This is a genomic window from Streptomyces sp. NPDC054786 (assembly GCF_053611685.1).
In genome coordinates, this window is sequence record NZ_JBSHAW010000032.1 from 71,017 (window position 1) to 93,467 (window position 22,451).

The 22,451-nt window shown below is 73.1% G+C and carries 24 protein-coding genes; 15 read left to right on the forward strand and 9 right to left on the reverse strand.

What is annotated here, in order from left to right; translation table 11 throughout:
• Positions 1-14: 14 nt before the first annotated feature.
• Together ACWGI6_RS25915 and ACWGI6_RS25920 are read right to left on the reverse strand one after the other, a co-directional pair.
• Entirely contained in the window at positions 15-251 is a 237-nt protein-coding gene (locus ACWGI6_RS25915; RefSeq protein ID WP_453269727.1) for a hypothetical protein, read from the reverse strand.
• Positions 252-273: 22 nt separating this feature from the next.
• The gene (locus ACWGI6_RS25920) at positions 274-1,599 is read right to left on the reverse strand and encodes an anion permease (RefSeq protein ID WP_453269728.1); all 1,326 of its coding nucleotides are present in this window, start codon (positions 1,597-1,599) and stop codon (positions 274-276) included.
• 388 nt (positions 1,600-1,987) lie between these two features.
• Here ACWGI6_RS25920 and ACWGI6_RS25925 point away from each other — a divergent pair, with 388 nt between their 5' ends.
• The 6 genes from ACWGI6_RS25925 (at position 1,988) to ACWGI6_RS25950 (ending at position 8,912) form a co-directional block, all read left to right on the forward strand.
• Positions 1,988-2,644 (forward strand): class II aldolase/adducin family protein, encoded by a 657-nt coding sequence (locus tag ACWGI6_RS25925; RefSeq protein ID WP_453269729.1) that lies wholly within the window; start codon positions 1,988-1,990, stop codon positions 2,642-2,644.
• A gap of 104 nt (positions 2,645-2,748) precedes the next feature.
• Positions 2,749-3,876 carry an alpha/beta hydrolase gene (locus tag ACWGI6_RS25930; RefSeq protein ID WP_453269730.1) on the forward strand — a complete coding sequence of 376 codons (1,128 nt, stop codon included), beginning with the start codon at positions 2,749-2,751 and terminating at the stop codon, positions 3,874-3,876.
• A gap of 218 nt (positions 3,877-4,094) precedes the next feature.
• Positions 4,095-5,534, forward strand: coding sequence for a hypothetical protein (locus tag ACWGI6_RS25935; protein ID WP_453269731.1), 1,440 nt, complete (start codon positions 4,095-4,097; stop codon positions 5,532-5,534).
• A gap of 329 nt (positions 5,535-5,863) precedes the next feature.
• Positions 5,864-7,462, forward strand: coding sequence for an ABC-F family ATP-binding cassette domain-containing protein (locus tag ACWGI6_RS25940; RefSeq protein ID WP_453269732.1), 1,599 nt, complete (start codon positions 5,864-5,866; stop codon positions 7,460-7,462).
• A gap of 335 nt (positions 7,463-7,797) precedes the next feature.
• A complete protein-coding gene (locus ACWGI6_RS25945) occupies positions 7,798-8,019 on the forward strand; it encodes a helix-turn-helix domain-containing protein (protein WP_006606369.1) in 222 nt (73 codons plus the stop codon).
• A gap of 113 nt (positions 8,020-8,132) precedes the next feature.
• Positions 8,133-8,912, forward strand: a complete 780-nt coding sequence (locus ACWGI6_RS25950) for an enoyl-CoA hydratase/isomerase family protein (RefSeq protein WP_453269733.1) — start codon at positions 8,133-8,135, stop codon at positions 8,910-8,912.
• A 48-nt stretch (positions 8,913-8,960) separates the two neighbouring features.
• Here ACWGI6_RS25950 and ACWGI6_RS25955 read toward each other — a convergent pair whose 3' ends face one another.
• Complete coding sequence (locus ACWGI6_RS25955; protein ID WP_453269734.1) at positions 8,961-9,686, reverse strand: hypothetical protein; 726 nt, start codon at positions 9,684-9,686, stop codon at positions 8,961-8,963.
• 220 nt (positions 9,687-9,906) lie between these two features.
• Here ACWGI6_RS25955 and ACWGI6_RS25960 point away from each other — a divergent pair, with 220 nt between their 5' ends.
• Genes ACWGI6_RS25960 through amaP form a run of 5 tightly spaced genes read left to right on the forward strand, consistent with a single transcriptional unit; the run spans position 9,907 to position 12,273 of the window.
• Positions 9,907-10,368 carry an Asp23/Gls24 family envelope stress response protein gene (locus tag ACWGI6_RS25960; protein WP_453269735.1) on the forward strand — a complete coding sequence of 154 codons (462 nt, stop codon included), beginning with the start codon at positions 9,907-9,909 and terminating at the stop codon, positions 10,366-10,368.
• A gap of 36 nt (positions 10,369-10,404) precedes the next feature.
• On the forward strand, positions 10,405-10,602 hold the full coding sequence (locus ACWGI6_RS25965; RefSeq protein ID WP_393910309.1) for a hypothetical protein: 198 nt from the start codon (positions 10,405-10,407) through the stop codon (positions 10,600-10,602).
• Between the two features lie 6 nt (positions 10,603-10,608).
• Positions 10,609-10,998, forward strand: a complete 390-nt coding sequence (locus tag ACWGI6_RS25970) for a hypothetical protein (protein ID WP_453269736.1) — start codon at positions 10,609-10,611, stop codon at positions 10,996-10,998.
• Positions 10,995-11,660, forward strand: coding sequence for a DUF6286 domain-containing protein (locus ACWGI6_RS25975; protein ID WP_453269737.1), 666 nt, complete (start codon positions 10,995-10,997; stop codon positions 11,658-11,660). Before ACWGI6_RS25970 ends, ACWGI6_RS25975 begins: the two co-directional genes overlap by 4 nt.
• 7 nt (positions 11,661-11,667) lie before the next feature.
• Positions 11,668-12,273 carry an alkaline shock response membrane anchor protein AmaP gene (gene amaP / locus ACWGI6_RS25980; protein ID WP_453269738.1) on the forward strand — a complete coding sequence of 202 codons (606 nt, stop codon included), beginning with the start codon at positions 11,668-11,670 and terminating at the stop codon, positions 12,271-12,273.
• A 31-nt stretch (positions 12,274-12,304) separates the two neighbouring features.
• Here amaP and ACWGI6_RS25985 read toward each other — a convergent pair whose 3' ends face one another.
• The 6 genes from ACWGI6_RS25985 to ACWGI6_RS26010 all read right to left on the reverse strand — a co-directional run bounded on the left by ACWGI6_RS25985 (position 12,305) and on the right by ACWGI6_RS26010 (position 18,046).
• The gene (locus tag ACWGI6_RS25985) at positions 12,305-13,060 is read right to left on the reverse strand and encodes an SDR family oxidoreductase (RefSeq protein WP_453269739.1); all 756 of its coding nucleotides are present in this window, start codon (positions 13,058-13,060) and stop codon (positions 12,305-12,307) included.
• Between the two features lie 4 nt (positions 13,061-13,064).
• Complete coding sequence (locus ACWGI6_RS25990) at positions 13,065-14,849, reverse strand: glycoside hydrolase family 15 protein (protein ID WP_453269740.1); 1,785 nt, start codon at positions 14,847-14,849, stop codon at positions 13,065-13,067.
• A 54-nt stretch (positions 14,850-14,903) separates the two neighbouring features.
• Positions 14,904-15,812 (reverse strand): SURF1 family cytochrome oxidase biogenesis protein, encoded by a 909-nt coding sequence (locus ACWGI6_RS25995; RefSeq protein WP_453269741.1) that lies wholly within the window; start codon positions 15,810-15,812, stop codon positions 14,904-14,906.
• 112 nt (positions 15,813-15,924) lie between these two features.
• Complete coding sequence (locus ACWGI6_RS26000) at positions 15,925-16,158, reverse strand: hypothetical protein (RefSeq protein ID WP_030087516.1); 234 nt, start codon at positions 16,156-16,158, stop codon at positions 15,925-15,927.
• 63 nt (positions 16,159-16,221) lie between these two features.
• Positions 16,222-17,250, reverse strand: a complete 1,029-nt coding sequence (locus ACWGI6_RS26005; protein WP_453269742.1) for a DEDDh family exonuclease — start codon at positions 17,248-17,250, stop codon at positions 16,222-16,224.
• Positions 17,251-17,413: 163 nt separating this feature from the next.
• Entirely contained in the window at positions 17,414-18,046 is a 633-nt protein-coding gene (locus tag ACWGI6_RS26010) for a TetR/AcrR family transcriptional regulator (protein ID WP_453269743.1), read from the reverse strand.
• A 127-nt stretch (positions 18,047-18,173) separates the two neighbouring features.
• Here ACWGI6_RS26010 and ACWGI6_RS26015 point away from each other — a divergent pair, with 127 nt between their 5' ends.
• From ACWGI6_RS26015 to ACWGI6_RS26030, 4 genes are read left to right on the forward strand one after another with little or no spacing between them, the layout of a single operon-like run.
• On the forward strand, positions 18,174-18,971 hold the full coding sequence (locus tag ACWGI6_RS26015) for an acetoacetate decarboxylase family protein (RefSeq protein ID WP_453269744.1): 798 nt from the start codon (positions 18,174-18,176) through the stop codon (positions 18,969-18,971).
• Entirely contained in the window at positions 18,971-19,864 is an 894-nt protein-coding gene (locus ACWGI6_RS26020) for an SDR family NAD(P)-dependent oxidoreductase (RefSeq protein WP_453269745.1), read from the forward strand. Before ACWGI6_RS26015 ends, ACWGI6_RS26020 begins: the two co-directional genes overlap by 1 nt.
• Before the next feature lie 13 nt (positions 19,865-19,877).
• Positions 19,878-21,203, forward strand: coding sequence for an amidohydrolase family protein (locus tag ACWGI6_RS26025; protein ID WP_453269746.1), 1,326 nt, complete (start codon positions 19,878-19,880; stop codon positions 21,201-21,203).
• On the forward strand, positions 21,200-22,438 hold the full coding sequence (locus ACWGI6_RS26030) for an amidohydrolase family protein (protein ID WP_453269747.1): 1,239 nt from the start codon (positions 21,200-21,202) through the stop codon (positions 22,436-22,438). Before ACWGI6_RS26025 ends, ACWGI6_RS26030 begins: the two co-directional genes overlap by 4 nt.
• Positions 22,439-22,451 lie beyond the last annotated feature (13 nt).

Genomic DNA, 22,451 nt, shown 5'->3' on the forward strand with positions numbered 1-22,451 from the left:
CGTCCCCGGTGGGGTCAGGCGGCGACGATCAGATAGATGCCATAGGCCACCGCCGCCGCGCACAGGGCGAAGGCGGTCACCGCGCCGGCCCGCGCACCGGTACCCGGTACGGCGACCGCGACTGCCCCGCCTTCCGGCTGCGGCTTGCGGGCCGTACCGACGATGCCGACGGTGAACAGGCCCACGATCCCGACCGTCACCGCGAGGGTGACGCCGAAGACCTGGCCGAGAGCTGCCCAATCGATGCTCATGGTGATCCTTAGGTGATGACAGCTAGCGGGAGACCGTCGTGGCCTTGGTGCGCCGGGCGGGGGTGGTGGGTGTGGTGGTGTCGGTGCCGGATGCCGGGACCGGCACCTCGGCGGTTTCCGGGACCTCGGCGGTTTCCGGGGCGTCGGTGGCTTCCGGGATGTCGGCCACCGGCGCCGGCTGGCCTGCCGGGGGAGGGGAGACGGTGCGCAGCGCGGCGGTCACCACGCCCACCGGCTCCGCGGCCGAGCCTTCGTTGACATTGGTGTGGTCGATCGGCTTGCGCCGGGAGGCGGCCCAGATCGCGCCGCAGATGCCCAGCGCGAGGACGGCCACCGCCGTCACGCCCCAGCTGCCCTGACCGGCGAGGAACGCGGCGCCCGCCGCGACCAGACCCGCGGCCGGCAGCGTCAGGCCCCAGGCGAGGACCATCCGGCCGGCCGTGGACCAGCGCACCACGCCGCCCTTGCGGCCCAGGCCCGAGCCCATCACGGAGCCGGAGCAGACCTGGGTGGTGGAGAGCGCGAAGCCCAGGTGGGAGGAGGCCAGGATGGTGGCCGCGGCGCCGGTCTGGGCGGCGAAGCCCTGCGGCGGCTGGATGTCGGTGATGCCCTTGCCCATCGTGCGGATGATCCGCCAGCCGCCCAGGTACGTACCGAGCGCAATGGCGAGACCGGCCGAGGCGATGACCCACAGCGGCGGGTCGGCGTGCGGGGCGACCACTCCGCCGGTGATCAGCGCGAGCGTGATCACACCCATCGTCTTCTGGGCGTCATTGGTGCCATGGGCGAGGGAGACCAGGGCGGCGGAGGCGATCTGGCCCGCGCGGTAGCCCTTGGCGGTGTCCGCCTCGTCGCGGTTGCGGGTCAGCCGGTAGGTGAGCCGGGTCGCCGCCATCGCGGCCAGGCCCGCGACGATCGGGGCGGCCACCGCCGGGATCAGAACCTTCATCACGACGGCGTCGCCGTGCACCCCGTTGGTGCCGACGGACACCAGGGTCGCGCCGATCAGACCGCCGAACAGAGCGTGGGAGGAGCTGGAGGGGAGCCCCGCGAGCCAGGTCAGCAGGTTCCAGACGATTGCGCCGACCAGGCCGGCGAAGATCACTTCAGGTCTGATGCCGGCGCTCTCGTCGATGATTCCGCCCGAGATGGTCTTGGCCACCTCCACGGAGAGAAACGCACCGACGAGGTTGAGCCCTGCCGACATCGCCACCGCGGTCTTGGGTCGCAATGCCCCGGTGGAGATGGTGGTGGCCATTGCATTGGCCGTGTCGTGGAAGCCGTTCGTAAAGTCGAACACCAAGGCCGTGACGATCACGATCCCGATGAGAAGCGTGATGTGTTCCATTCACCCAGGCAATCAGTTCGAAGGTCAGTGTCGCTGGGACCGTACGGAGAGTGGGTGAACGGAAAGTGAACTGGGACGGGCGCGGTGGTGACACCCCCGCACTGTTCACGCGGAGGTGTCTCCGGCGTCACTTCCGCCTCACCTGTTGGCGAACTTGATGAGCTGCGCGGCGAGTCGTTCCGGCGGTTTTGCCGGCGCGGCAACTCCTCGACGACGTTAACGGAGGAGCAACGCGCGAAGGCCCACCCCCGGCCAATTCTCAGCAGTGGCGCAAATATCCCTATATGGCGGATATCGTCCGTACGGGCCCCCGGCGTACTGTGCCCCGGCCTGCTCGTACGGTGTCGCGCACCGCATCCGCATTTCGCCGCACCGCGCCGGAGGACCCATGAAGGACCACGCCGACCGCCTCGCCGAAGCCTGGGGCGAACTGGTCGCCACCGCCCGCAGGACCGTGGCCGAGGGACTGGTCGTCGGCACCTCGGGCAATGTCTCACGCCGTATCAGGGACCTGGTCCTGGTCACCCCCAGCGGCGTCCCCTACGACCGGCTCGGGCCAGGCGACACCACCGCGGTCGACCTCGAAGGGCGCCAGATCCTCGGGAAGCTCCGGCCGACCAGCGAGGTCCCGATGCACCTGGCGGTCTACCGCAGCACCACGGCCACCGCCGTCGTCCACACCCACGCCCCGTACGCCACCGCCGTCTCCACCCTCGTCACCGAACTCCCCCCGGTCCACTACATGACCGCGGCGCTCGGCGGCCCCGTACGCGTCGCCCCCTACGCCCTGTACGGCAGCGACGAGCTCGCCGCGCACATGCTCGACGCACTCCGCGACCGCACCGGCTGCCTGCTGCAGAACCACGGCACCCTCACCCACGGCGACAGCCTCGACCAGGCGCTGGACCGCACCGCCCAGCTGGAGTGGATGTGCCGGGTCTGGCTGACCGCGAGTTCCGTGCCGGGCCACACGCCGAGCCTGTTGTCGGCCGGGCAGCTCGACGCGGCCGCCGCCCGGCTGCAGGGCTACGGACAGCAGGGCTGAGCGCCCGTCGTGGCGGGCGGCCCGGCACCCGGCGGGCGGCCCGCCACTCACCCGACCGACTGCGCCAGGTGGCCGCCTCCGGCACCGCTGCGCACACTGATGGGGTGCGCCTGGTTACCGCGGCGGCCGTGGCCGCCACCACCGTGATCGGTGCCGGGGCGGCCGCCGTGGCGGTCGGCCGGTACGCCAGCGACATTGCCCTGAAACCGTCGCCCGACGACCCCTTCCCGGGCGACCCCCGTCTCACCGTGCACTCCGCCACCGAGGACCGCATCGCCCTCACCCGCAGTCTGGCGTCCCTGCGGCCCGGCACCTACGGGCTCACCGGCTCCGGCTGCCATGCGGTGGTGGGCGACGTCATCCACGGGATCCCGCACCCCGCCGACGCGGTGGTGCGGCGCCTGGTGCGGGTCACCCACGGCATCCTCAAGCCGGGCAACCGGATGCGGCTCACCCCGCAGGTGCACCTCGGCAACCCCCGTGACGCCCTCGGCCTGGACTGCGCCGACGTCGACATCCCCGGCGAACTCGGCGCCCTCCCGGCGTGGTTCCTCCCGGGCGTACGCGACACCTGGGTCATCACCAGCCACGGACTGGGCACCACCCGCGAACACCCCATGGTGGTGATGCCGTTCCTGCACCGCCATCGGTTGCCCGTCCTCGACCTGGCCTATCGCAACGACATCGGCGCCCCGCGCACCGCCGACGGCATCAACCACCTCGGCGACACCGAGTGGCGTGACCTCGACGCCGCGATCCGCTACGCGGTCCGCTACGGCGCCCAGGACGTCGTCCTCCACGGCTGGTCCACCGGCGCGACCATGGCGCTGCGCGCCGCCGCCCACTCCGCGCTGCGCGCCCGCATCAGCGGTCTGATCCTGGACTCCCCGGTCCTCGACCGCAGCGCCACGATCCGTGCGCTGGCCGCCGCCCGGCGGGTCCCGCGAGCCCTGCTGCCGCTGGTCGTACGCGCCGCCGAGGGCTCCACGGGGATGCCCGTCGACCGGCCCGCCGCCGCCGTCGACCCGGACGGGCTGAACGTCCCGATCCTGCTCTTCCACGGGCCGGACGACATCATCGCCCCCTGGTCGGCCTCCCGCTCCCTCGCCGCCCGGCGACCCGACCTGATCACCTTTCAGCCGGTCCCGCACGCACCGCACGCCGCGATGTGGAACGCCGATCCGCCGAGCTACGAAGAGGCACTGCGGCGCTTCCTCACCCCGCTCATGTGACCCCCGCTCCGGGCAGGCCCGGCCCGGAGCGGAGCCGGGCACCGGTCCCTGCCGGGCCGCCGCCGCCCCCTGCCGGGAGCCGCCGCCCCGATGACGCCAGGGCGTACGGGAAGACAACTCCCCCCATCAGGGACGGGTCGCCGGGATGACATGCCCCCGGCAGATCGCAAGCAGGGTTCCGATTGGGCTTTCGGGCCGACAGCGGCAACACTGCTCCTGTGACGTCCCGTACCCCGCGCGACTCCCGGCTCCGACTCGTACCCCGTCAACCGGTTGCGGCCGCCCGCCGGGCGGTGACAACCCGGACCAAGCGCCCGGCGCCCCGCCCGCCCGAGGGCACGCCGCCGCCCGCGGAACTGGCCCGGCAGGCCCGCGCCGTGCTGGCCGGCGCGGCCCGCCTGGCCCGCTGGGCCGACGGCGCCGCGCTGCGCGCCGGCCCGGACGGAGCGCTGCCGAAGGCCGTGGCGGAACGCGCCGCCGAGGCGCTGGGCCTGACGCCGCAGCAGGTCCGCACCGACTGGGACCGGGCCCGGCTCGCCGGCCTCGTCGAGCTCCATGGCGGCCTCGCCCGCCCCGGCTGGCGGCTGCGCGCCTGGGACCGCGACGACACCGCCGTGCTGCGCGGCTGGGTCGCCCTCTTCGACGCCTGGTCGCTGGCCCGCCCCGCGCCGGCCGCGGCCGGCCCCGCGATAGTCGCCGAAGTCGTCGAGGCGCTGCCGCAGTTGCTGTCCCTGCTGCATCTGTCGGCCGGGCCCGTCCGGCTGCCGGTGCTGCTCGACATGCTGGACCAGCGCGTCGCCGAGCTGCGTACGGAACGCTGCGAGGTCCCGTACGGCCAGGACCCGGCCCCGGGCAGCGACGACGATGCCGCGGTGGCGGCCGACGACGCCGCGGGGGCGTCGCTGGCCGAGCTGCTGCGCTGGGCGCTGGACGCCCTGCTGACCGTCGGCGCGCTGGTGCCTGCGAACGGTGCGTACGACGGCGTCCACGAGGTTCCCCACGACGCGTCCGAGGCGCAGCTGACGCCGCTCGGCAACTGGTCGGTGTGGGTCAAGCTGGAGCAGATCTGTGTCGCCGCGCAGAGCCCGGCCGGCCATATCGAACAGTCCGCCGAGGCGATGCTCCGCGGCTGTGCCCGGCTCACCCCCGGACCGGCCCGTGCCGAATACCGCGCCTGGCTCGCCGCCCGCTCCGTCGGCTCGGCCGTCGAGGAGCTGCTGACCGTGGCCCGCGGTGAGGACGCCTTGCTGCGCGGTCTCGCCTTCGAGGCGCTGCGGGCGGTCGGCGCCCCGGCCGAGCCCGCCGTACGCGCCGCGGCCGACGAGCCGGGGCTGCGGCCGTACGCCCTGCTGTGGCTGGTCGAGCACGAGGGCGGCGACCCGGAGACCGCCCCCGATGTGCTCACCCGTGAGGAGTCGACCTGGCTGTGGGTGGACACCGCGGCGGCCGTCGCCGACCACGGCGAGACCCAACTGCTGGTGCGGCACCTGGACTCGGCGGTCCAGGGCTCGGTGCCGCGCCTCCTGCAGGAGGTGCGCGCCATCGGGCACCCCCGCACCGTCCAGGTGCTGGTGGCGCTGGCCGCGGCGCACCCCGACCCGGCGCTCGCCAAGGCCGTACGGCGCGCGGCGTTCCAGGTCCACACGGGCGGCGTCTGAGCGCCGCGGCGGGCGGCCGGTGACACTACTCCCCGCGGCGCGGCCCGAGGCGTCCCGGTGAGACCTGCCTCACAGTCTCGCGGCGGGGCCCGACCAGGCGTCCGGCCCGCCCGCCGCAGCTCGGTGCGCCGCGACGCGGGCCGGTGCGAACGGGCGGCCGCACGGCGCACCCCGCGGGGGCCGCGCCTCCGGCCGTCGCCCGGAAAAGTATTTGCACGCGGCCGTTAGACTGCCTCCCATGGCAGTTCTCCCTCGGGTTCATTAGACGGCGCAGCCCGCTCTCGGACCGTCCGTCCATTCCGCCGTCTTCCTGCCCTGGAGCCTTTTCCGTGATCACCGCCTCCGGCCTTGAGCTGCGCGCCGGCGCCCGCATCCTCATCGAGTCCGCTTCCTTCCGTATCGCCAAGGGCGACCGCATCGGCCTGGTCGGCCGTAACGGCGCCGGCAAGACGACCCTCACCAAGGTGCTGGCGGGCGAGGGCATCCCCGCCTCCGGCACGGTCACCCGCGGCGGCGAGGTCGGCTATCTGCCGCAGGACCCGCGCACCGGCGACCTCGACGTGCTGGCCCGCGACCGCGTCCTGTCCGCCCGCGACCTCGACACCGTGCTGCGCAAGATGCGCGAGAACGAGGACCGGATGGCCAACGGCAAGGGCGCCACCCGCGACAAGGCGATGAAGAAGTACGAGCGCCTGGAGACCGAGTTCCTGACCAAGGGCGGGTACGCCGCCGAGGCGGAGGCCGCGACCATCGCCGCCAGCCTCGGACTGCCCGACCGCATCCTCGGCCAGCCGCTGCACACCCTCTCCGGCGGTCAGCGGCGCCGCGTCGAGCTGGCCCGGATCCTGTTCTCGGACTCCGACACCCTGCTGCTCGACGAGCCGACCAACCACCTCGACGCCGACTCCATCGTCTGGCTGCGCGACTACCTCAAGACCTACCGCGGCGGCTTCATCGTCATCTCCCACGACGTCGACCTGGTCGAGACCGTGGTCAACAAGGTGTTCTACCTCGACGCCAACCGCTCCCAGATCGACATCTACAACATGGGCTGGAAGCTCTACCAGCAACAGCGCGAGGCCGACGAGAAGCGCCGCAAGCGCGAGCGCGCGAACGCCGAGAAGAAGGCCGCGGCGCTCAACACCCAGGCCGACAAGATGCGGGCCAAGGCCACCAAGACCGTCGCCGCCCAGAACATGGCCAAGCGCGCCGACAAGCTGCTCGCCGGCCTGGAGGCGGTGCGCGCCTCCGACAAGGTCGCCAAGCTGCGCTTCCCGGACCCGGCGCCGTGCGGCAAGACCCCGCTCACCGCCGAGGGCCTGTCGAAGTCCTACGGCTCCCTGGAGATCTTCACCGACGTCGATCTGGCCATCGACAAGGGCTCCCGGGTCGTCATCCTCGGTCTGAACGGTGCCGGCAAGACCACCCTGCTGAGGCTGCTGGCCGGTGTCGAGACACCGGACACCGGCGAGGTCCGCCCCGGGCACGGCCTCAAGCTCGGCTACTACGCCCAGGAGCACGAGACCCTGGACCCGGACCGCACCGTCCTGGAGAACATGCGCTCGGCCGCCCCGGACATGGACCTGGTCGCCATCCGTAAGACGCTGGGCTCCTTCCTCTTCTCCGGGGACGACGTCGACAAGCCCGCCGGGGTGCTCTCCGGAGGCGAGAAGACCCGGCTCGCCCTGGCGACGCTGGTGGTCTCCTCCGCCAATGTGCTGCTGCTCGACGAGCCCACCAACAACCTCGACCCGGCCAGCCGCGAGGAGATCCTCGGCGCGCTGCACACCTTCACGGGCGCCGTGGTCCTGGTCTCCCACGACGAGGGAGCGGTGGACGCGCTGGAGCCGGAGCGCATCATCCTGCTGCCCGACGGCGTCGAGGACCTGTGGGGCCAGGACTACGCGGACCTGGTCGCGCTGGCCTGATCACGGCGGATGGATCATGCCGTATGGATCATTCGGCCGATGTGTGATCCATCATCTGAGTGAGAACGGCTCGTACACCGGCGAGCCTGCGGCATACGGCCGGGCCCTTGGGGCCCGGCCGTCGCCATTTCGGCGGCACACCACCTGACCTGCCCCTTCTCGCGCAAAGCCGGGCGCGAGCGGCCTTCCGCGAGGGCGGAATGTGAGATTCCGGCCCGCGAGAGCGGGCGCCGGACGGCAAAGGATGTCGTACTGACCTTGCGGAATGGGTGGCCAGGAAGCCGGGGAGGGGTGATCATGAGAGTCCAGAGCGCACTTCCCACGAGGAGGCACGGGTGGCCGAGACTCTGAAGAAGGGCAGCCGGGTAACCGGCGCCGCGCGCGAGAAGCTCGCGGCAGACCTGAAGAAGAAGTACGACTCCGGTGCGAGCATCCGGGCGCTGGCCGAGGAAACCGGCCGCTCCTACGGATTCGTGCACCGGATGCTCAGCGAATCCGGTGTGGTCCTGCGCGGTCGCGGCGGAGCCACGAGGGGCAAGAAGGCCGCATCGGCCTGACGGCTGCGACTCCGGGTGCAGCGGTGTCCCCCCGGTCGGCCGAGCAGTCGGCCGGGAGGTTACCGTTCAGTCACTTACGCACGCAGGTGCGGCTGGCTGACTCGGAGGCGCTCATGACTCTGCTCGACAAGGACGGTGTGCGACTCACCGTTGACGGTGCGATCGCCACGGTGACCCTGGCCAACGCAGCGAAGCGCAATGCGCAGTCGCCGGCCATGTGGCGGGCGCTCGCCGAGGCGGGTTCGCTGCTGCCGGGGACTGTGCGGGTCGCGGTGCTGCGTGGTGAGGGCCAGTCCTTCTCCGCGGGCCTCGACCGTCAGGCGTTCACGCCCGAAGGCTTCGACGGCGAGCCGTCGTTCATCGATCTGGCGCGCGGCACGGACAGTGACCTCGATGCCACGATCGCCGAGTACCAGGAAGCGTTCACCTGGTGGCGGCGCAACGACCTGGTGTCCATCGCCGCCGTGCAGGGGCATGCCATCGGCGCGGGCTTCCAGCTCGCCCTGGCCTGCGATCTGCGGGTGGTCGCGCCGGACGTCCAGTTCGCCATGCGCGAGACCAGCCTGGGACTCGTACCGGACCTGACCGGTACCCACCCCCTGGTCGGGCTGGTGGGCTACGCCCGGGCGCTGGAGATCTGCGCCACCGGGCGCTTCGTGCATGCCGAGGAGGCCGAGCGGACCGGCCTCGCCAACCTCGTGGTGCCCGCGGACGAACTCGATGCCACCGTCGCCGACTTGGCCGCCGCGCTCACCGCCGCGCCGCGGGACGCCGTCATCGAGACCAAGACCCTGCTGGCCGGCGCCGCGGGCCGTACGTACGAGGAGCAGCGCAGCGCCGAACGGGCCGCGCAGGCGCGCCGACTGCGGGATCTCGCGGGCGTGGGGGAGTAGCCCCGCCGTACCCCGGCACTGACGGGCGGCCCCGGCCGGGCACGCCCGTCAGTCCTCTTCCACGGCGGTGACCAGCACGGCAACCGTCGACGGCGCCGCCGGCGTGGCCGCCACCGCCCGCCGCACGGCGCAGGAGACATCCAGGGCCCGGTAGCCGGGCGCGGTCGCCAGCTGGATCAGCACATGTCCGTCGGTGAACCGCACCGGGCGGGACGGTCCGCCGAGCACCGGTGCCAGCCGGGCCACGCCCGGCACGCTCCGCGCGACGGCGGTGACCCCCGCCGGGCCCTCCTGTGTCGCACCGGTCCGGTCATCGGCCACGGGGACGGCGGGCGGCGGCTCCGTACGGCCGGCGGGCGGCGCTTCCGGTGCCTCGTCCGCTTCCAGCAGCCCGCTGACCTGCAGATCCACCACGCCCACCACCAGCCCCAGGGCCCGGACCGCCGCCTCCAGCAGCGCGGTGCGCACCTGGTCGGCGACGGTGGGCAGCGGGCGGTCGGCGACCGCGGCGAAGTCCGCCTCGATCCGCAGCGGGCCGGGCGGCAGGGCGCTCGGCGGGGCCGGCACCGCGGGCTCCGGGGCGTGGCCCGGGTCGGCGACGGACAGTCGCAGCGTGCCGATGCGTACTCCGGCCGGCGTCCCGGCGGCCGCCCGCAGCGCCCCGATTGCCGCCCGCTCGGTGATCCATGACCCGTCGGCGGGCCCGCCGAGCGGCAGCACCCGGCCGATCCCGAGCTGCGCCCGCACCGTCTGCGCCAACTGGTTCGCGGCCACCGCGTCACCCCTTTCCCGGCAGGTCCCGGACCTGTTCCCGGACACGTCCCGGACAACTCCCCAGCCTGCCGCAGACCGGTCCGTACGGCAGGGCGGTGTGCCGGACGGCGCCGAGGGGAACACTCCGCTGCCGCATCCCCGGAGCGGTCCGGGGAGACCGGACCTACTGTGGGCAACGGAGCGGGCGGACCGCTTCTCCCCGCAGAAGGGACGTACGGAGATGAGCGAGAGCCAGCAGCAGGCGGAGGGGCCCCGGACTCCTGCCCGACGAGGTGGCGGCGACCCCGCGACCCGTGGGCGGACCACCATCGCCGACGGTGTGGTGGAGAAGATCGCCGGCCTGGCGGCGCGGGACGTTCTCGGTGTGCATGCCATGGGCAGCGGCCTCGCCCGTACGCTCGGCGCCGTACGTGACCGGGTGCCCGGTGGTGGCAGGTCCGCGACCGCGACCCGTGGGGTCAAGGCCGAGGTCGGCGAGGTGCAGACCGCACTGGATCTGGAGATCGTGGTCGACTACGGCGTCTCCATCGCCGATGTCGCGCGCTCGGTCCGGGAGAACGTCATCTCCGCCGTGGAGCGGATGACGGGCCTGGAGGTCGTCGAGGTCAATATCGCGGTCAGCGACGTCAAGCTGCCCGACGAGGAAGACGAAGAAGAGGGATCGGAGCCACGGCTCCAATAGCCGGGCCCGTCCGGAGCGGCAGCGAAGGAGCGCACGATGAGCATGGCCGTGGTCGGCCTCTTGGCCGGTATGGCGCTGGGCTTCGCCGGATACTTCGGCGGCTTCGGCGCCTTCGTGCTGGTGGCGGCACTGGGCGCCCTCGGCTTCGTGGCCGGCAGATTCCTCGACGGGGATCTGCAGGCCGGCGATTTCTTCCGTCCGCGCAGCGGCGACCGCGACGACCGGCGGCGGTGAAGCCGGGTGGCAACGGTGTCCCCGGCCGCCGCTGCCGCCGTACCGGCGGGTGAGCGGGGCGCGACCGGAATCGCGGACCGGGTGGTGGCGAAGATCGCCGCGCAGGCGGCCCGGGAGGCGCTGCGCGGGGAGTCCCCGCAGGCCCCCACCAGCGCCCATGCGACGGTGACCGTTCACCGGCGCGAGGACCGCCGGCACTTCGGCGAGGCGCGGGTGCGGATCGCCGTGGAGCTGGGCTACCCCTCCGACATCGGTGCCCAGTGCCGGGTGGTGCGCCGTCATGTCGCCGAGCGGGTAACGGCGTTGGCGAGCATGGAGGTGCCCGAGGTCGCCGTGGAGGTCGAGCGTCTGCACTCCCCGCTGCTGGAGGGTACGGGCCGCGGGAGGGTGCGATGAGCGACGACGGAGCCGAGCAGCCGGACACCCGGCGGCTGCCCACCCTCGACAAAACGCCGGAGCCGGCCGATACGACCGGGTCCGCCCCGGACGCGGCCGCGACGGGCACCGCGGACGACGGCCGGACCGGTCGCTTCTGGTCGGCCCGCCGGGTGCCGGCCGCCGTGGTCGCGCTGGTGCTGCTGGCCGCCGGCGGGCTGTTGCTCTACGACGTGGTCACGGTGCGCGCCCACCGCCCGGCGATGGCCTGGCGCCGGCGGCTCGCCCGCGAACTGGCCACCCGTCACCTCGACAACCCCTGGGTGCTGGCCGCCGCCGCGATCGCCGTGGTGCTCGGTATCTGGCTGATCGTGCTGGCCGTCACGCCCGGACTGCGCCAGGTGCTGCCGATGCGGCGGACGGCGCCGGACATCCGTGCCGGGCTGGACCGGGCGGCCGCCGCGCTGGTGCTGCGCGACCGCGCCATGGAGGTCGCCGGCGTCCAGTCCGTACGGATGAAGGTCAGCCGCCACAAGGCCAAGGCGCACGCCGTCTCCCACTTCCGCGAGCTGGACGAGGTCCGCGCCGACCTCGATGCCGCGCTGGGCGAGGGCCTGCGGCAACTGGGGCTGGCGCACCGGCTCGGCCTGCGTGTGGATGTCCGGCGCCCGAAGAAGAGGTGAGCGAGCGATGCGCAGGGTCAGCAGAGCGATCAACCGGGTACTCCTCGGCGTCACCGGCGTGGTGCTGCTCGGCACCGGTGGCCTGGTGCTGCTCGGCGGCCTCGGCCTGCCCGCGAAATGGCATCTCCACCTGCCCGCCCACTGGCCCTGGTCCCGCCCCGACGACGTACTGCTCTCCGCGCATCAGCGCACCCGCTGGACCGGCCAGGGCTGGTGGTGGCCCGTCGTGATCGCCGCCCTGGCCGTCTTCGTGCTGCTGATGCTGTGGTGGCTGCTGTCCCAGCTGCGGCGGCACCGGGTGAACGAGATCCTCGTCGACAGCGGCGACGGCGAGGGCGCCACGCTGCGCGGCCGGGCGCTGGAGGGCGTCCTCGCGGCCGAATCGGAGTCGCTGGAAGGCGTCGACCGGGCCGGCGTGCTGCTGACCGGGCGCCGGAGCGAACCGCGGGTCCGGGCCCTGCTGGCCCTCGCCCCGCACGCCGACCCGGAGACCGTGGTCCGGCGCCTGTCGGACGAGGCGGTGGCCCACGCCCGCCGCTCGGCCGGGCTCGACCGGCTGCCGGCGGACGTCCGGCTGCGTGCGGTCAAGCACCGGCCCGAGCGGGTCAGTTAGGGCCGGTCCGCGGTTCCTCGCGGGCTCCCCGTCAGAAGCCGTGCAGGGCCCCGCCGTCCACCGGCACCATCACCCCGGTGACATACGACGCGGCCGGCGACAGCAGGAATGCCGCGGCCCGGCCGAACTCCTCCGGCTTGCCGTAGCGGCCCAGCGGGATCGAAGCGGAGTTACGGGCGCGGGTGCCCTCCGGGTCGCCGGAGAGCGCGTCGAGCTGGGTCATCCGGTCGGTGGCGATCCGGCCGGGCAGTACGCCGAGGACACGGATGCCGCGCGGGCCCAGCTCGTTGGCGAGTGACTTGGCGAAGCCGGCGAGACCGGGGCGGAGCCCGTTGGAGATGGTCAGTCCGGGGATCGGCTCATGCACCGAGCCGGACAGCACGAAGCCGATCACGCCGCCCTCGGTCAGCTCGGCGGCGGCCGTGCGGGCCAGCCGTACCGCGCCGAGGAACACCGACTCGAAGGCCTGCCGCCACTGTTCGTCGGTGTTGTCGAGAGCGCTGCCGGGCGGCGGGCCGCCCACGCTGATGAGCACGCCGTCCAGGCGGCCGAAGCGTTCCCGGGCCGCGGCCACCAGACGGTCGGGGGTCTCCGGGCCGGCGTTGTCGGCCGCCACCCCCAGGGCGCGCTCGCCGAGCGAGGCGGCGGCCGCGGCAGCGCTCTCCTCGGTGCGTCCGGTGATCACGACGTTGGCGCCGTCGGCGACCAGTTCACGGGCGGTGGCGAAGCCCAGGCCGCGGGTCGCCCCGGTGACGAGGTATGTCCGGTCGGTGAGTCCAAGATCCATGGCCCTAGTCTGCCTCGGCCCCCTCCTGCAGACCGAAGGCGGTCCCCACCAGGCCGATGTGGCTGAACGCCTGCGGGTAGTTGCCCAGCTGGCGGCCGGTGGCCGGGTCGTACTCCTCGGAGAGCAGCCCCACATCGTTGCGCAGGTCCAGCAGCCGCTCGAACATCTTCCGGGCCTCGTGCCGCCGGCCGCTCAGCCGCAGCGCGTCCGCGAGCCAGAACGAGCAGACCAGGAACGTGCCCTCGTCACCCGGCAGCCCGTCGACCGAACCGCCCTCGGTGCTGTAACGCCGCACCAGCCCGTCGTGCGTCAGTTCGCGGCGCACGGTGTCGATGGTGCTCAGGACCCGCGGGTCGTCACCCGGCAGAAACCCGACACGGGGGATCAGCAGGGTCGCGGCGTCCAGTTCCCCGGAGCCGTAGAACTGGGTGAAGGTGCCGCGGTCGGCGTCGTAGCCGCGCTCGCACACCTCGCGGCGGACCTCGTCGCGCATCGCCCGCCAGCGATCGAGGTCCCCGCCGAACTTCGGATTCCCCTCGATCGCCTGCACCGCCCGGTCCGCGGCCACCCAGGCCATGACCTTGGAGTGCACGAAGTGCCGGCGCGGCCCGCGGATCTCCCACAGTCCCTCGTCGGGGTCGCGCCAGCTGGACTCCAGGTAGTCCAACAGCGCGCGCTGGATGCTCCAGGCGTGCGGTTCCGACGCCAGCCCGGCCGTGCGCGCGATGTGGAAGGAGTCGAGCACCTCCCCGTAGACGTCGAGCTGGCGCTGTTCGACGGCGGCGTTGCCGATGCGGACGGGCACGGAGTCGGCGTATCCGGACAGCCACGGCAGCTCGGCCTCCGGCAGCCGCCGTTCACCGGACAGCCCGTACATGATCTGCAGATCGTCGGGGGCGCCGGCCACCGCGCGCAGCAGCCAGTCCCGCCAGGCACCGGCCTCCTCCAGATATCCGGCCGAGAGCAGCGAGTTCAGGGTGAGGCTGGCGTCGCGCAGCCAGCAGTAGCGGTAGTCCCAGTTGCGTACGCCGCCCAGCTGCTCGGGCAGCGAGGTGGTGGGGGCCGCGACGATGCCGCCGGTGGGCGCGTAGGTGAGCGCCTTGAGGGTGATCAGCGAGCGCATCACGGCCTCGCGGTAGGGCCCGTTGTAGCGGCAGCGCGCGGACCAGGTGTGCCAGTCCTCCAGGGTGTCCTGGAGCGCCTCGAACGGGTCGATCCGGGTCGGCCGGGGCTCGTGCGAGGGGTGCCAGGTCAGCACGAAGGCGGTGCGCTCACCCGCGGCGACGGTGAAGTCCGAGCGGGTGCTGAAGTCCTTGCCGTAGGTGTGGCCTTGGGACGGGGTGCGCAGCCACACGGAGTCCGGCCCGGCGACCGCGACCCGGCAGCCCTCGGTGGCCCGTACCCAGGGCACCACCCGGCCGTAGTCGAACCGCAGCCGCAGCACCCCGCGCATCTCGACGCTGCCGCTCAGGCCCTCGACGATCCGTACGACATCGGGCTGACGGTCGCGCTGCGGCATGAAGTCGATGACCCGGACGCTGCCCGTGGGGGTGTCCCACACCGTGTCGAGGATCAGCGAATCGCCGCGGTAGGAGCGCTCCGCGCGGGCCTCGGAGGACCGGGGGGACAGCCGCCAGTGGCCGTTGTCCTTGCCACCGAGGAGCGCGGCGAAGCAGGCCGCGGAGTCGAAACGGGGCAGGCACAGCCAGTCGATGGAGCCGTCGCGGCCGACGAGTGCGGCGGTCTGCAGATCGCCGATGAGCGCGTAGTCCTCGATATGTGGGTGCACTCAGCGCCTTTTCCCGCGCGAGGGGTGCGCCACGCGGGGTGGCGGCTGTACGGGCTACGGGTTGGCCGGGACCGGCGCCGCGTCCTCGCCGGCTGCTTCGGTCCCCCCGGACCCGGCGGATGGGTCGGCCGGCCCGCCGGTCTCCGCCTCCCCGGCGTCCTCGGTCTCCGCGGACGCCTCGGCCTCCCGTGCCTCCTCGGCCTCCTTGGCAGCGGCTTCCGCCCGGTCGCGGCGCTCACGGCGGACGAGGATGATCCAGCCGACCGGCACCGCCGCGGCGAACAGCCACCACTGGACCGCATACGCCATGTGCGGGCCGATGGAGTCGTGGTCCGGCTCGGGGACCAGCTCCGGCTTGCCGCCGGACGGCTTGGGCCCGGTCTGCTCGATATAGCCGCCGAGCAGCGGCCGGCCGACCCGCTTCGCCTGCTCTTTGCTGTTGATCAGCATGATCTGGCGGGCGGGCAGGCCCCTGGTGTCCTTGATACCGCTGACGGCGGTGGTCTCGTCGGCCATCATCCGGCCGGTCACGGTGACCTTGCCCTTGGGGGTGGCCGGGACGTCCGGGAACTTGGTGAGGTCGTTGCCCGCCGAGATCCAGCCGCGGTTGACCAGCACGGCCCTGCCGTCGCCGAGGACCAGCGGCGTGAGTACGTAGTAGCCGATGCTCTGCTCGTCGGCGGCGGTGCGCTGGCGGACCACGACCTCGTGCGCGGTGTCGTAGGTGCCGGTGGCGTTGACCGTGCGCCACATGTCGTGGTGGGGGAGGTCCCGGCCGGGCGCGGCCAGCTCGGTGACCGGGACCGGCCTGGCGGCCAGGCTGCTCGCGATCAGCTGGTTCTGCGCCACCTTGTGCTCATGGCGGTGGAGCTGCCAGAAGCCCAGCTTGATCATGACGGGGATCAGCACGAGAGCCACGAGGGTGAGGATCACCCACTGCCGGGACAACAGGAAGCGGTACACGGCCTCGACGGTACCTGGGGCGCCGCCGCCCCCGAGCCGGGGGTCCCCTCCGACGTGGCCGGGGGAGGGGCCGGCCGGGCGCCGCCCGCGCCGGTCCGGCGGACCGTCAGGATCAGACCCGGTCGACGATGCCCACCCTCCCGTCCGACCGGGCGCAGTGCGCACCGCAGTACCACTGCCCGTCGGCCTCCACGCCCTGGCCGATGATCTGGCACCGGCAGTGCTCACAGATCGGCGCCATGCGGTGGATGGCGCAGGCGAAACAGTCGAAGACGTGCACCGCGCCCTGCGCGTGCACCTCGAATGTCATGCCGTATTCGTTTCCGCAGACCTCACAACGTGCCATGCGCCACAGGGTGCGGGCGGCGCCCCTGCGGTGCGAGGTGCCGACGGGTGTGTTGGGCGGGCTTCACCCGGACGCAGGCGCCGGGGTCACATCCTGCAGCAGCTGCATGAAGGCCGCCTCGTCGATCACGACCGTGCCGTACGAGGCGGCCTTGGCGGTCTTGGAGGTCCGGGCGTCGGGGTCGTTGGTCACCAGCAGGCTGGTCAGCCGGGACACGCTCGTGGCGACATGGAGCCCGGCCTCGATCGCCCGGTCCTCCAGCAGCTCGCGGTCCACGGAGGTGTCGCCCGAGAAGGCGACCCGCATCCCCTGGACGAGCCGGCCGCCCGACTCGTAGCGCCCCGGGTTGGGGTACGGGCACGCCGGGCGCTTACGGGAGGGCCGCCAGGACGTGGGGCGGTACGCCGAGGCACTGGAGTGCTGCCGGGGTGCGGGGGCGTCCGACCACTCCGTCAGCGGCTGGCAGCTCAGCAGCGGCAGCCGCAGATTCTCCTGTGCGGCCCGTCGCAAACTGGGACGGAACGACTCGGCCAGCACCCGGGCGTCGTCCAGCGCATGGTGGGCGCGCTCCTGCACCACGCCGTAATGCGCGGCGAGGGACTCCAGCTTGTGGTTGGGCAGCGGGAGCCGCAGTTCCTTGGACAGGGCGATGGTGCACAGCCGCTGCTGCACCGGTGCCTTCGTCGCGGCGCGGGCGTACTCGCGGGCGATCATCGACCAGTCGAACATGGCGTTGTGCGCGACCAGTACCCGGTCCGCCAGGCGCCGGGACAGCTCCGGGACGATCTCCGGGAAGAGCGGGGCGTCGGCCAGCACGGCGCTGGTGAGCCCGTGGATCCAGACCGGCCCCGGGTCCCGCTGGGGGTTGACGAGGGTGTACCAGTGGTCCTGGACCTCGCCGTGTGCGTCGAGTTGATACACGGCGGCGGAGATGATCCGGTCGTCGCGGGCCAGGCCCGTGGTCTCGACGTCGACCACCGCGTATCCCTCGGGATAGGCGGACGGCCAGGGAGCCGGCGGCGTCTGCGGGCCCGGCTGCTGCCCGATCTTCGGCGCGATCGGGTCGGCTGCTGCCATGCGGTCTTCGAGCATGGTCACTGAGGATACGGGCCGCCACTGACAGCCACCGAACCGGTGTGGGGCGCACGGGGCGGCCGCGCGCCCGTCGCCCGTAGTCGCGGGGCCGGTACCGGAATTGACGGCGGGCCGGAGTCCGGGCGCCGGCGCGGCCGGGCTCCGCCGGGAAGCGGTGGCCTCAGGAGCCGGGCCGCGCGGGGGCGAGCAGCGAGGTCACCAGCGCCTCCAGCGAGACGAGGAACAGCCGCTCGGTGTCGACCGGGCCGGCCAGCGCACGGGCCAGCGCCGGATCGTGCCCGGCGGTGGGGGAGTCCCACAGCTCGCCCTCGCTCGGATGCTGCGCGGGCGACCGTTCGCGGTTGCGCTCGACCAGGACGAACCCGACGACCTGGAACTGGACGGCCCGCACCGCCTCGGCGGCCGTCTCGCCGCGCAGCCCGGCGGCGTGCATCTCATGGACCAGGGCCTGCTGCGCCGGCAGGAACATCCGCTCCGTCAGGCCGCGTTCGTGCACCATCGCGATCAGCTGCGGGCGCTCGCGCAGCGCCGTGTGCAGGGTGCGGGCGACCGAGACGATGCGCGCATGCGGGGTGCGGCCGGCGGGGTGGATCTCGCCCATCTCCCGGACGGTGCGTTCGACGAGGGCGTCCAGCAGTGACTCGCGGTTGCCGACGTGCCAGTAGATGGAGGTGACGGCGGTGCCCAGTTCCGTGGCGAGGCGGCGCATGGTCAGCGACCCGGGGCCGTGCGCCCGCACCAGCCGGGCGGCGGCCGTCAGCACCTCTTCGCCGGTCAGCGCAGTACGTGTCATATCCCTCTCACTATCCCTCAACTCCCTTGGGCACAAGGCCCTTTACCCTTCGTCCCGCTCGGTGTAACAGTGTTACAGGCGTCTCGCGCAACCCCCGTAAGTCACCGACGACGAAGGGTGGTACGACATGGCACGCATTCGCTACGGAGCGCGCACCGAGGCGGAGATCACCGCGGCGCGCACCGCGAGCTCCCGGCTCCCCGAGATCTGGTCCACCGGCGTGGTCGCCGTCTGGGAGAGCGACCCGGACGCGGTCGCGGCCGTCCTGCCACCGCCGCTCGCACCCACCGGACGCCCGCTGGTCCGCGTCACCATCAGCCGGGTCGCGCTGCCCGGCTACCCCCTGGGCGCGGGCTCGGTGGCCGTCGCGGCCGGGCACCGGGGCGTCGAGGGCTGGTATCCGCTGGTCATGCCGATGACCCACGAGCGGGCCCTGACCGGCGGCCGTGAGGTCTTCGGCGAACCCAAGAAGCTGGGTGAGGTCACCGTCGAGCGCGAGGGGCCGGTCGTGCGGGCCGCGCTCGCCCGGCACGGCATCGCCTTCGTCGAGGTGCGCGGCGCGGTGAGCGGCCCGCTGCCGGTCCCGGAGCCGGCCCGGAAGACCGACTTCTACTTCAAGTTCCTGCCCGCCGTGGACGGTTCGGGGTTCGACCTCGACCCGGTGCTGGTGCACTGCGTGCGTCACGAGAAGGTCCGCAGACTGGAGAAGATCACCGGCGATGTCGTCCTGCGGGAGTCGGTGTACGACCTGGTGGCCGACCTCCCCGTACGCACCCTCGTCGAGCTCACCCTCGGCGAGAAGACCACCGACCAGCGGGGCCGGGTCGTCGAGCGGGTCAGCGCCCGGTCCCTGCTCCCGTACGCCCACCAGCGCTACGACGATCCGCACCAGCTCCTCGACAAACCGCCCGAGGGGAGCGCCTGATGGAACTGCGGGCGGGACAGGTCGCGGTCGTCACCGGCGCCGCGAGCGGCATCGGTCTGGCCATGGCGCGCCGCTTCGCCGCGGACGGGCTGAAGGTCGTCCTCGCGGACGTCGAGGAGGCGCCGCTGCGCGCCGCCGCCGACGCACTCACCGCGGACGGCGCCCGCGTACTGGCACACACCGTGGACGTCGGCGTCCGCGAAGAGGTCGCCGCGCTCGCCGACGCCGCGTACGAGGCCTTCGGCGCCGTCCATGTGCTGTGCAACAACGCGGGGGTGGGCTCCGGCGCGGAGGGGCGGATGTGGGAACACGAACCCCGCGACTGGGCATGGGCGTTCGCGGTGAACGTCTGGGGCGTCTTCCACGGCATCCAGTGCTTTCTGCCCCGGATGCTGGCGGGCGGCGGGCCCGGCCATGTCGTCAACACCTCCTCGACGGACGGCGGCATCGCGCCGCTGCCCACCGCGTCCGTCTACGCCGTCACCAAGGCGGCCGTGGTGACCATGACCGAGTCGCTCTACGCCCATCTGCAGGCCGAGCGGGCCCCCATCGGTGCCTCGGTGCTCTTCCCCGGCCCGCACATGCTGCGCACCGGCCTGTGGGAGTCGCACCGCAACCGGCCCGCGCGCTACGCCAAGACCCGGCCGCGCCGCAGCCCGTACCGCAGCCTCGCGCAGTGGGAGTCGGCCATGCAGGACGCCGGGAAGGAGGTCGTCTTCACCCCGGTCGAGGACGTCGCGGCGCAGGTCGTGGACGGCATCCGGGCCGGCCGTTTCTGGCTGCTGCCGCCCGGCGCACACACCGACGCACAGATCCGGGCGCGGTCCGCCTCGATGCTCGACCGCACCGCCCCCGCGTATCTGGAGCACTTCATTCTCGACCCGGACGACTGAGGGAGGTTCCGCCATGACGGACCCACAGGGCCCCACGGACCGGCCGGACGTGCAGGACACCCTGCACGAGCCGTACCTGATCATCTCCTCCGACTGCCACGCCGGGCTCCCCACCGAGGAGTACCGCCCCTACCTCGACGCCCGCTTCCACCGCGCCTTCGACGAGTTCCTCGGCGGGCGGGACGCCCGCCGCGCGGAGGCCACCCGCCTCGGCATCCGCAACGAGGCCTTCGCCGAGCGGTGGTTCCGGGACAACGAGGAGGGCCTGCGCGGCGGCTGGGACCCCGCACAGCGCATCAAGGAACTCGACGGCGACGGCGTGGCCGCTGAGGTCGTCTTCCCGGACGCGGACGCCGTCGACAGCGGTACGGCCGCTCCCTTCGGTGTGGGCCTCGGCCTCTCCGGCGACCAGGACCCCGACCTCGGCATGGCGGGTGCACAGGCGCACAACCGCTGGCTCGCCGACTTCGTCTCCGTACACCCCGAACGGCACTGCGGAGTGGCCCTGTTGCCGGTCACCGCCGACACCGACCGGGTGGTGGCCGAGATCTACCGCGCCAAGGAGTCGGGGCTCGGCGCCCTGATGATCCCCTCCATGTGGGTCGACCAGGCGCCGTACCACGACCGCCGCTACGACCCGGTGTGGGCGGCGGCCGCCGCATGCGCGATGCCGGTGGTGACCCACTCCGGGGCCGCGCCCCGCCACGAGTACGGCGACCACCTCGGGATCTATGTCTCCGAGGTGACCTGGTGGCCCGCGCGCCCCCTGTGGTTCCTGCTCTGGTCCGGCGTCTTCGAGCGCCACCCGGACCTGCGGTTCGGGATCGCCGAATCCGGCTGCTGGTGGCTGCCCAACCTCCTGTGGTTCATGGACCGCCTCTACCTGGGCGCCCACGGCGGCCGAAAACTCTCCCCGTTCGCGGCGCTCCGGCGCCCGCCGCACGAGTACCTGGACCGGCAGGTCTTCGTCTGCGCCACCAACACCAAACGCCGCGAGCTCGCCCAGCGCTACGAGATCGGCGTCGACAACATCCTCTGGGGCAGCGACTTCCCGCACCCCGAAGGGACCTGGCCCGACACCCGTGCCTGGCTGAAGAAGACCTTCCACGACATCCCGGTCACGGAGACCCGCCGGATGCTCGGCCTGGCCGCCGCCGAGGACTTCGGCTTCGACACCGCCGCGCTCGCCCCGGCGGCCCGCCGCATCGGCCCCACCCCGGCCGCACTCGGCCAGAGCGCCGACCAGCCGGCGGTTGAGGCCTCCTGGGCCCGCTCGCGTGAGGTGGGCCGCCATTGGCTGACGGACCACGACTTCCCGGTATTGGGGGCCGCACAGTGACGCATCGAGCCGACGACCGCTACACCGTCATCTCCGCCGACTGCCACGCCGGCGCCGACCTCCTGGACTACCGGCCGTACTTGGAGGCCCGGCACCACGAGGCCTTCGACGTCTGGGCGGCGGTCTACGTCAATCCGCACGAGGACCTGCTCGCCGACACCGCCGACCGCAACTGGAACTCCGGCCGCCGGCTGGCCGACCTGGAGGCCGACGGCATCGTCGCCGAGGTCGTCTTCCCGAACACCATCCCGCCGTTCTTCCCCAGCGCCTCCCTCATGGCCCCGGCGCCCACCCGCGAGGAGTCCGAGCAGCGCTGGGCGGGCCTGCGCGCCCACAACCGCTGGCTCGCCGACTTCTGCGCTGAGGCCCCCGGCCGCCGGGCCGGTGTCGCCCAGATCCTGCTCACCGATGTCGACGAGGCCGTACGGGAAGTCCGCCGCACCAAGGCGGCGGGTCTCACCGGCGGCATCATGCTCCCCGGCACCCCGCCCGGCTCCGGCCTCCCCGAACTCCACTCGGAGTACTACGACCCCCTCTGGGCGGTCTGCGCGGAGCTGGAGGTCCCCGTCAACCACCACGGCGGCTCGGCCTCCCCGCCGCTCGGCGACGAACCGGCCGCCCGCGCCGTCTTCATGGTCGAGACGACCTGGTTCTCGCACCGTGCCCTCTGGCACCTGATCTTCGGCGGTGCCTTCCGCCGCCACCCCGGCCTCCGCCTCGTCCTCACCGAACAGGGCTCCGGCTGGATCCCCGGCGTCCTGGACATGCTGGACTACTACCACGGCCGGCTGGTCGCGGCCGCGTCCCGGGCCACCACCGCCGAGTCCAGGTTCGGCTCCGGCCTGGCGGCGACCATGGGCTCCACCCCGTCCGAGATCTGGCGCGAGAACTGCTCGGTGGGCGCCAGCTTCATGCGCCCGCACGAGGTCCCGCTGCGCCATCGCATCGGCCTCGACAAGATCATGTGGGGCAGCGACTACCCCCACGACGAAGGCACCCACCCCTACTCCCGCGAGGCCCTCCGCCTCGCCTACGCCGGCCTCCCGGCCGACGAGACCGCGGCCATGCTCGGCACCAACGCGGCCCGCGTCTACGGCTTCGACCTCACCCGCCTGGCCCCGCACGCCGCCCGCGTCGGCCCCACGGTCGCCGACATCGCCGCTCCCCTGGAAAAGATCCCCGCGGACGCCACCAGTCCGGCGTTCGCACGGGGCGGTGCGGTGCGGGTGTGGTGAGGCCCGGCCCGCG

Bases quoted from the DNA above. Each gene is read 5' to 3' on its own strand.
- ACWGI6_RS25915 (WP_453269727.1), bottom strand. From the start codon at position 251: ATGAGCATCGATTGGGCAGCTCTCGGCCAGGTCTTCGGCGTCACCCTC.
- ACWGI6_RS25920 (WP_453269728.1), bottom strand. From the start codon at position 1,599: ATGGAACACATCACGCTTCTCATCGGGATCGTGATCGTCACGGCCTTG.
- ACWGI6_RS25925 (WP_453269729.1), top strand. From the start codon at position 1,988: ATGAAGGACCACGCCGACCGCCTCGCCGAAGCCTGGGGCGAACTGGTC.
- ACWGI6_RS25950 (WP_453269733.1), top strand. From the start codon at position 8,133: ATGACTCTGCTCGACAAGGACGGTGTGCGACTCACCGTTGACGGTGCG.
- ACWGI6_RS25960 (WP_453269735.1), top strand. From the start codon at position 9,907: ATGAGCGAGAGCCAGCAGCAGGCGGAGGGGCCCCGGACTCCTGCCCGA.
- ACWGI6_RS25965 (WP_393910309.1), top strand. From the start codon at position 10,405: ATGAGCATGGCCGTGGTCGGCCTCTTGGCCGGTATGGCGCTGGGCTTC.
- ACWGI6_RS25975 (WP_453269737.1), top strand. From the start codon at position 10,995: ATGAGCGACGACGGAGCCGAGCAGCCGGACACCCGGCGGCTGCCCACC.
- amaP (WP_453269738.1), top strand. From the start codon at position 11,668: ATGCGCAGGGTCAGCAGAGCGATCAACCGGGTACTCCTCGGCGTCACC.
- ACWGI6_RS25985 (WP_453269739.1), bottom strand. From the start codon at position 13,060: ATGGATCTTGGACTCACCGACCGGACATACCTCGTCACCGGGGCGACC.
- ACWGI6_RS26000 (WP_030087516.1), bottom strand. From the start codon at position 16,158: ATGGCACGTTGTGAGGTCTGCGGAAACGAATACGGCATGACATTCGAG.
- ACWGI6_RS26005 (WP_453269742.1), bottom strand. From the start codon at position 17,250: ATGCTCGAAGACCGCATGGCAGCAGCCGACCCGATCGCGCCGAAGATC.
- ACWGI6_RS26010 (WP_453269743.1), bottom strand. From the start codon at position 18,046: ATGACACGTACTGCGCTGACCGGCGAAGAGGTGCTGACGGCCGCCGCC.
- ACWGI6_RS26015 (WP_453269744.1), top strand. From the start codon at position 18,174: ATGGCACGCATTCGCTACGGAGCGCGCACCGAGGCGGAGATCACCGCG.
- ACWGI6_RS26020 (WP_453269745.1), top strand. From the start codon at position 18,971: ATGGAACTGCGGGCGGGACAGGTCGCGGTCGTCACCGGCGCCGCGAGC.
- ACWGI6_RS26025 (WP_453269746.1), top strand. From the start codon at position 19,878: ATGACGGACCCACAGGGCCCCACGGACCGGCCGGACGTGCAGGACACC.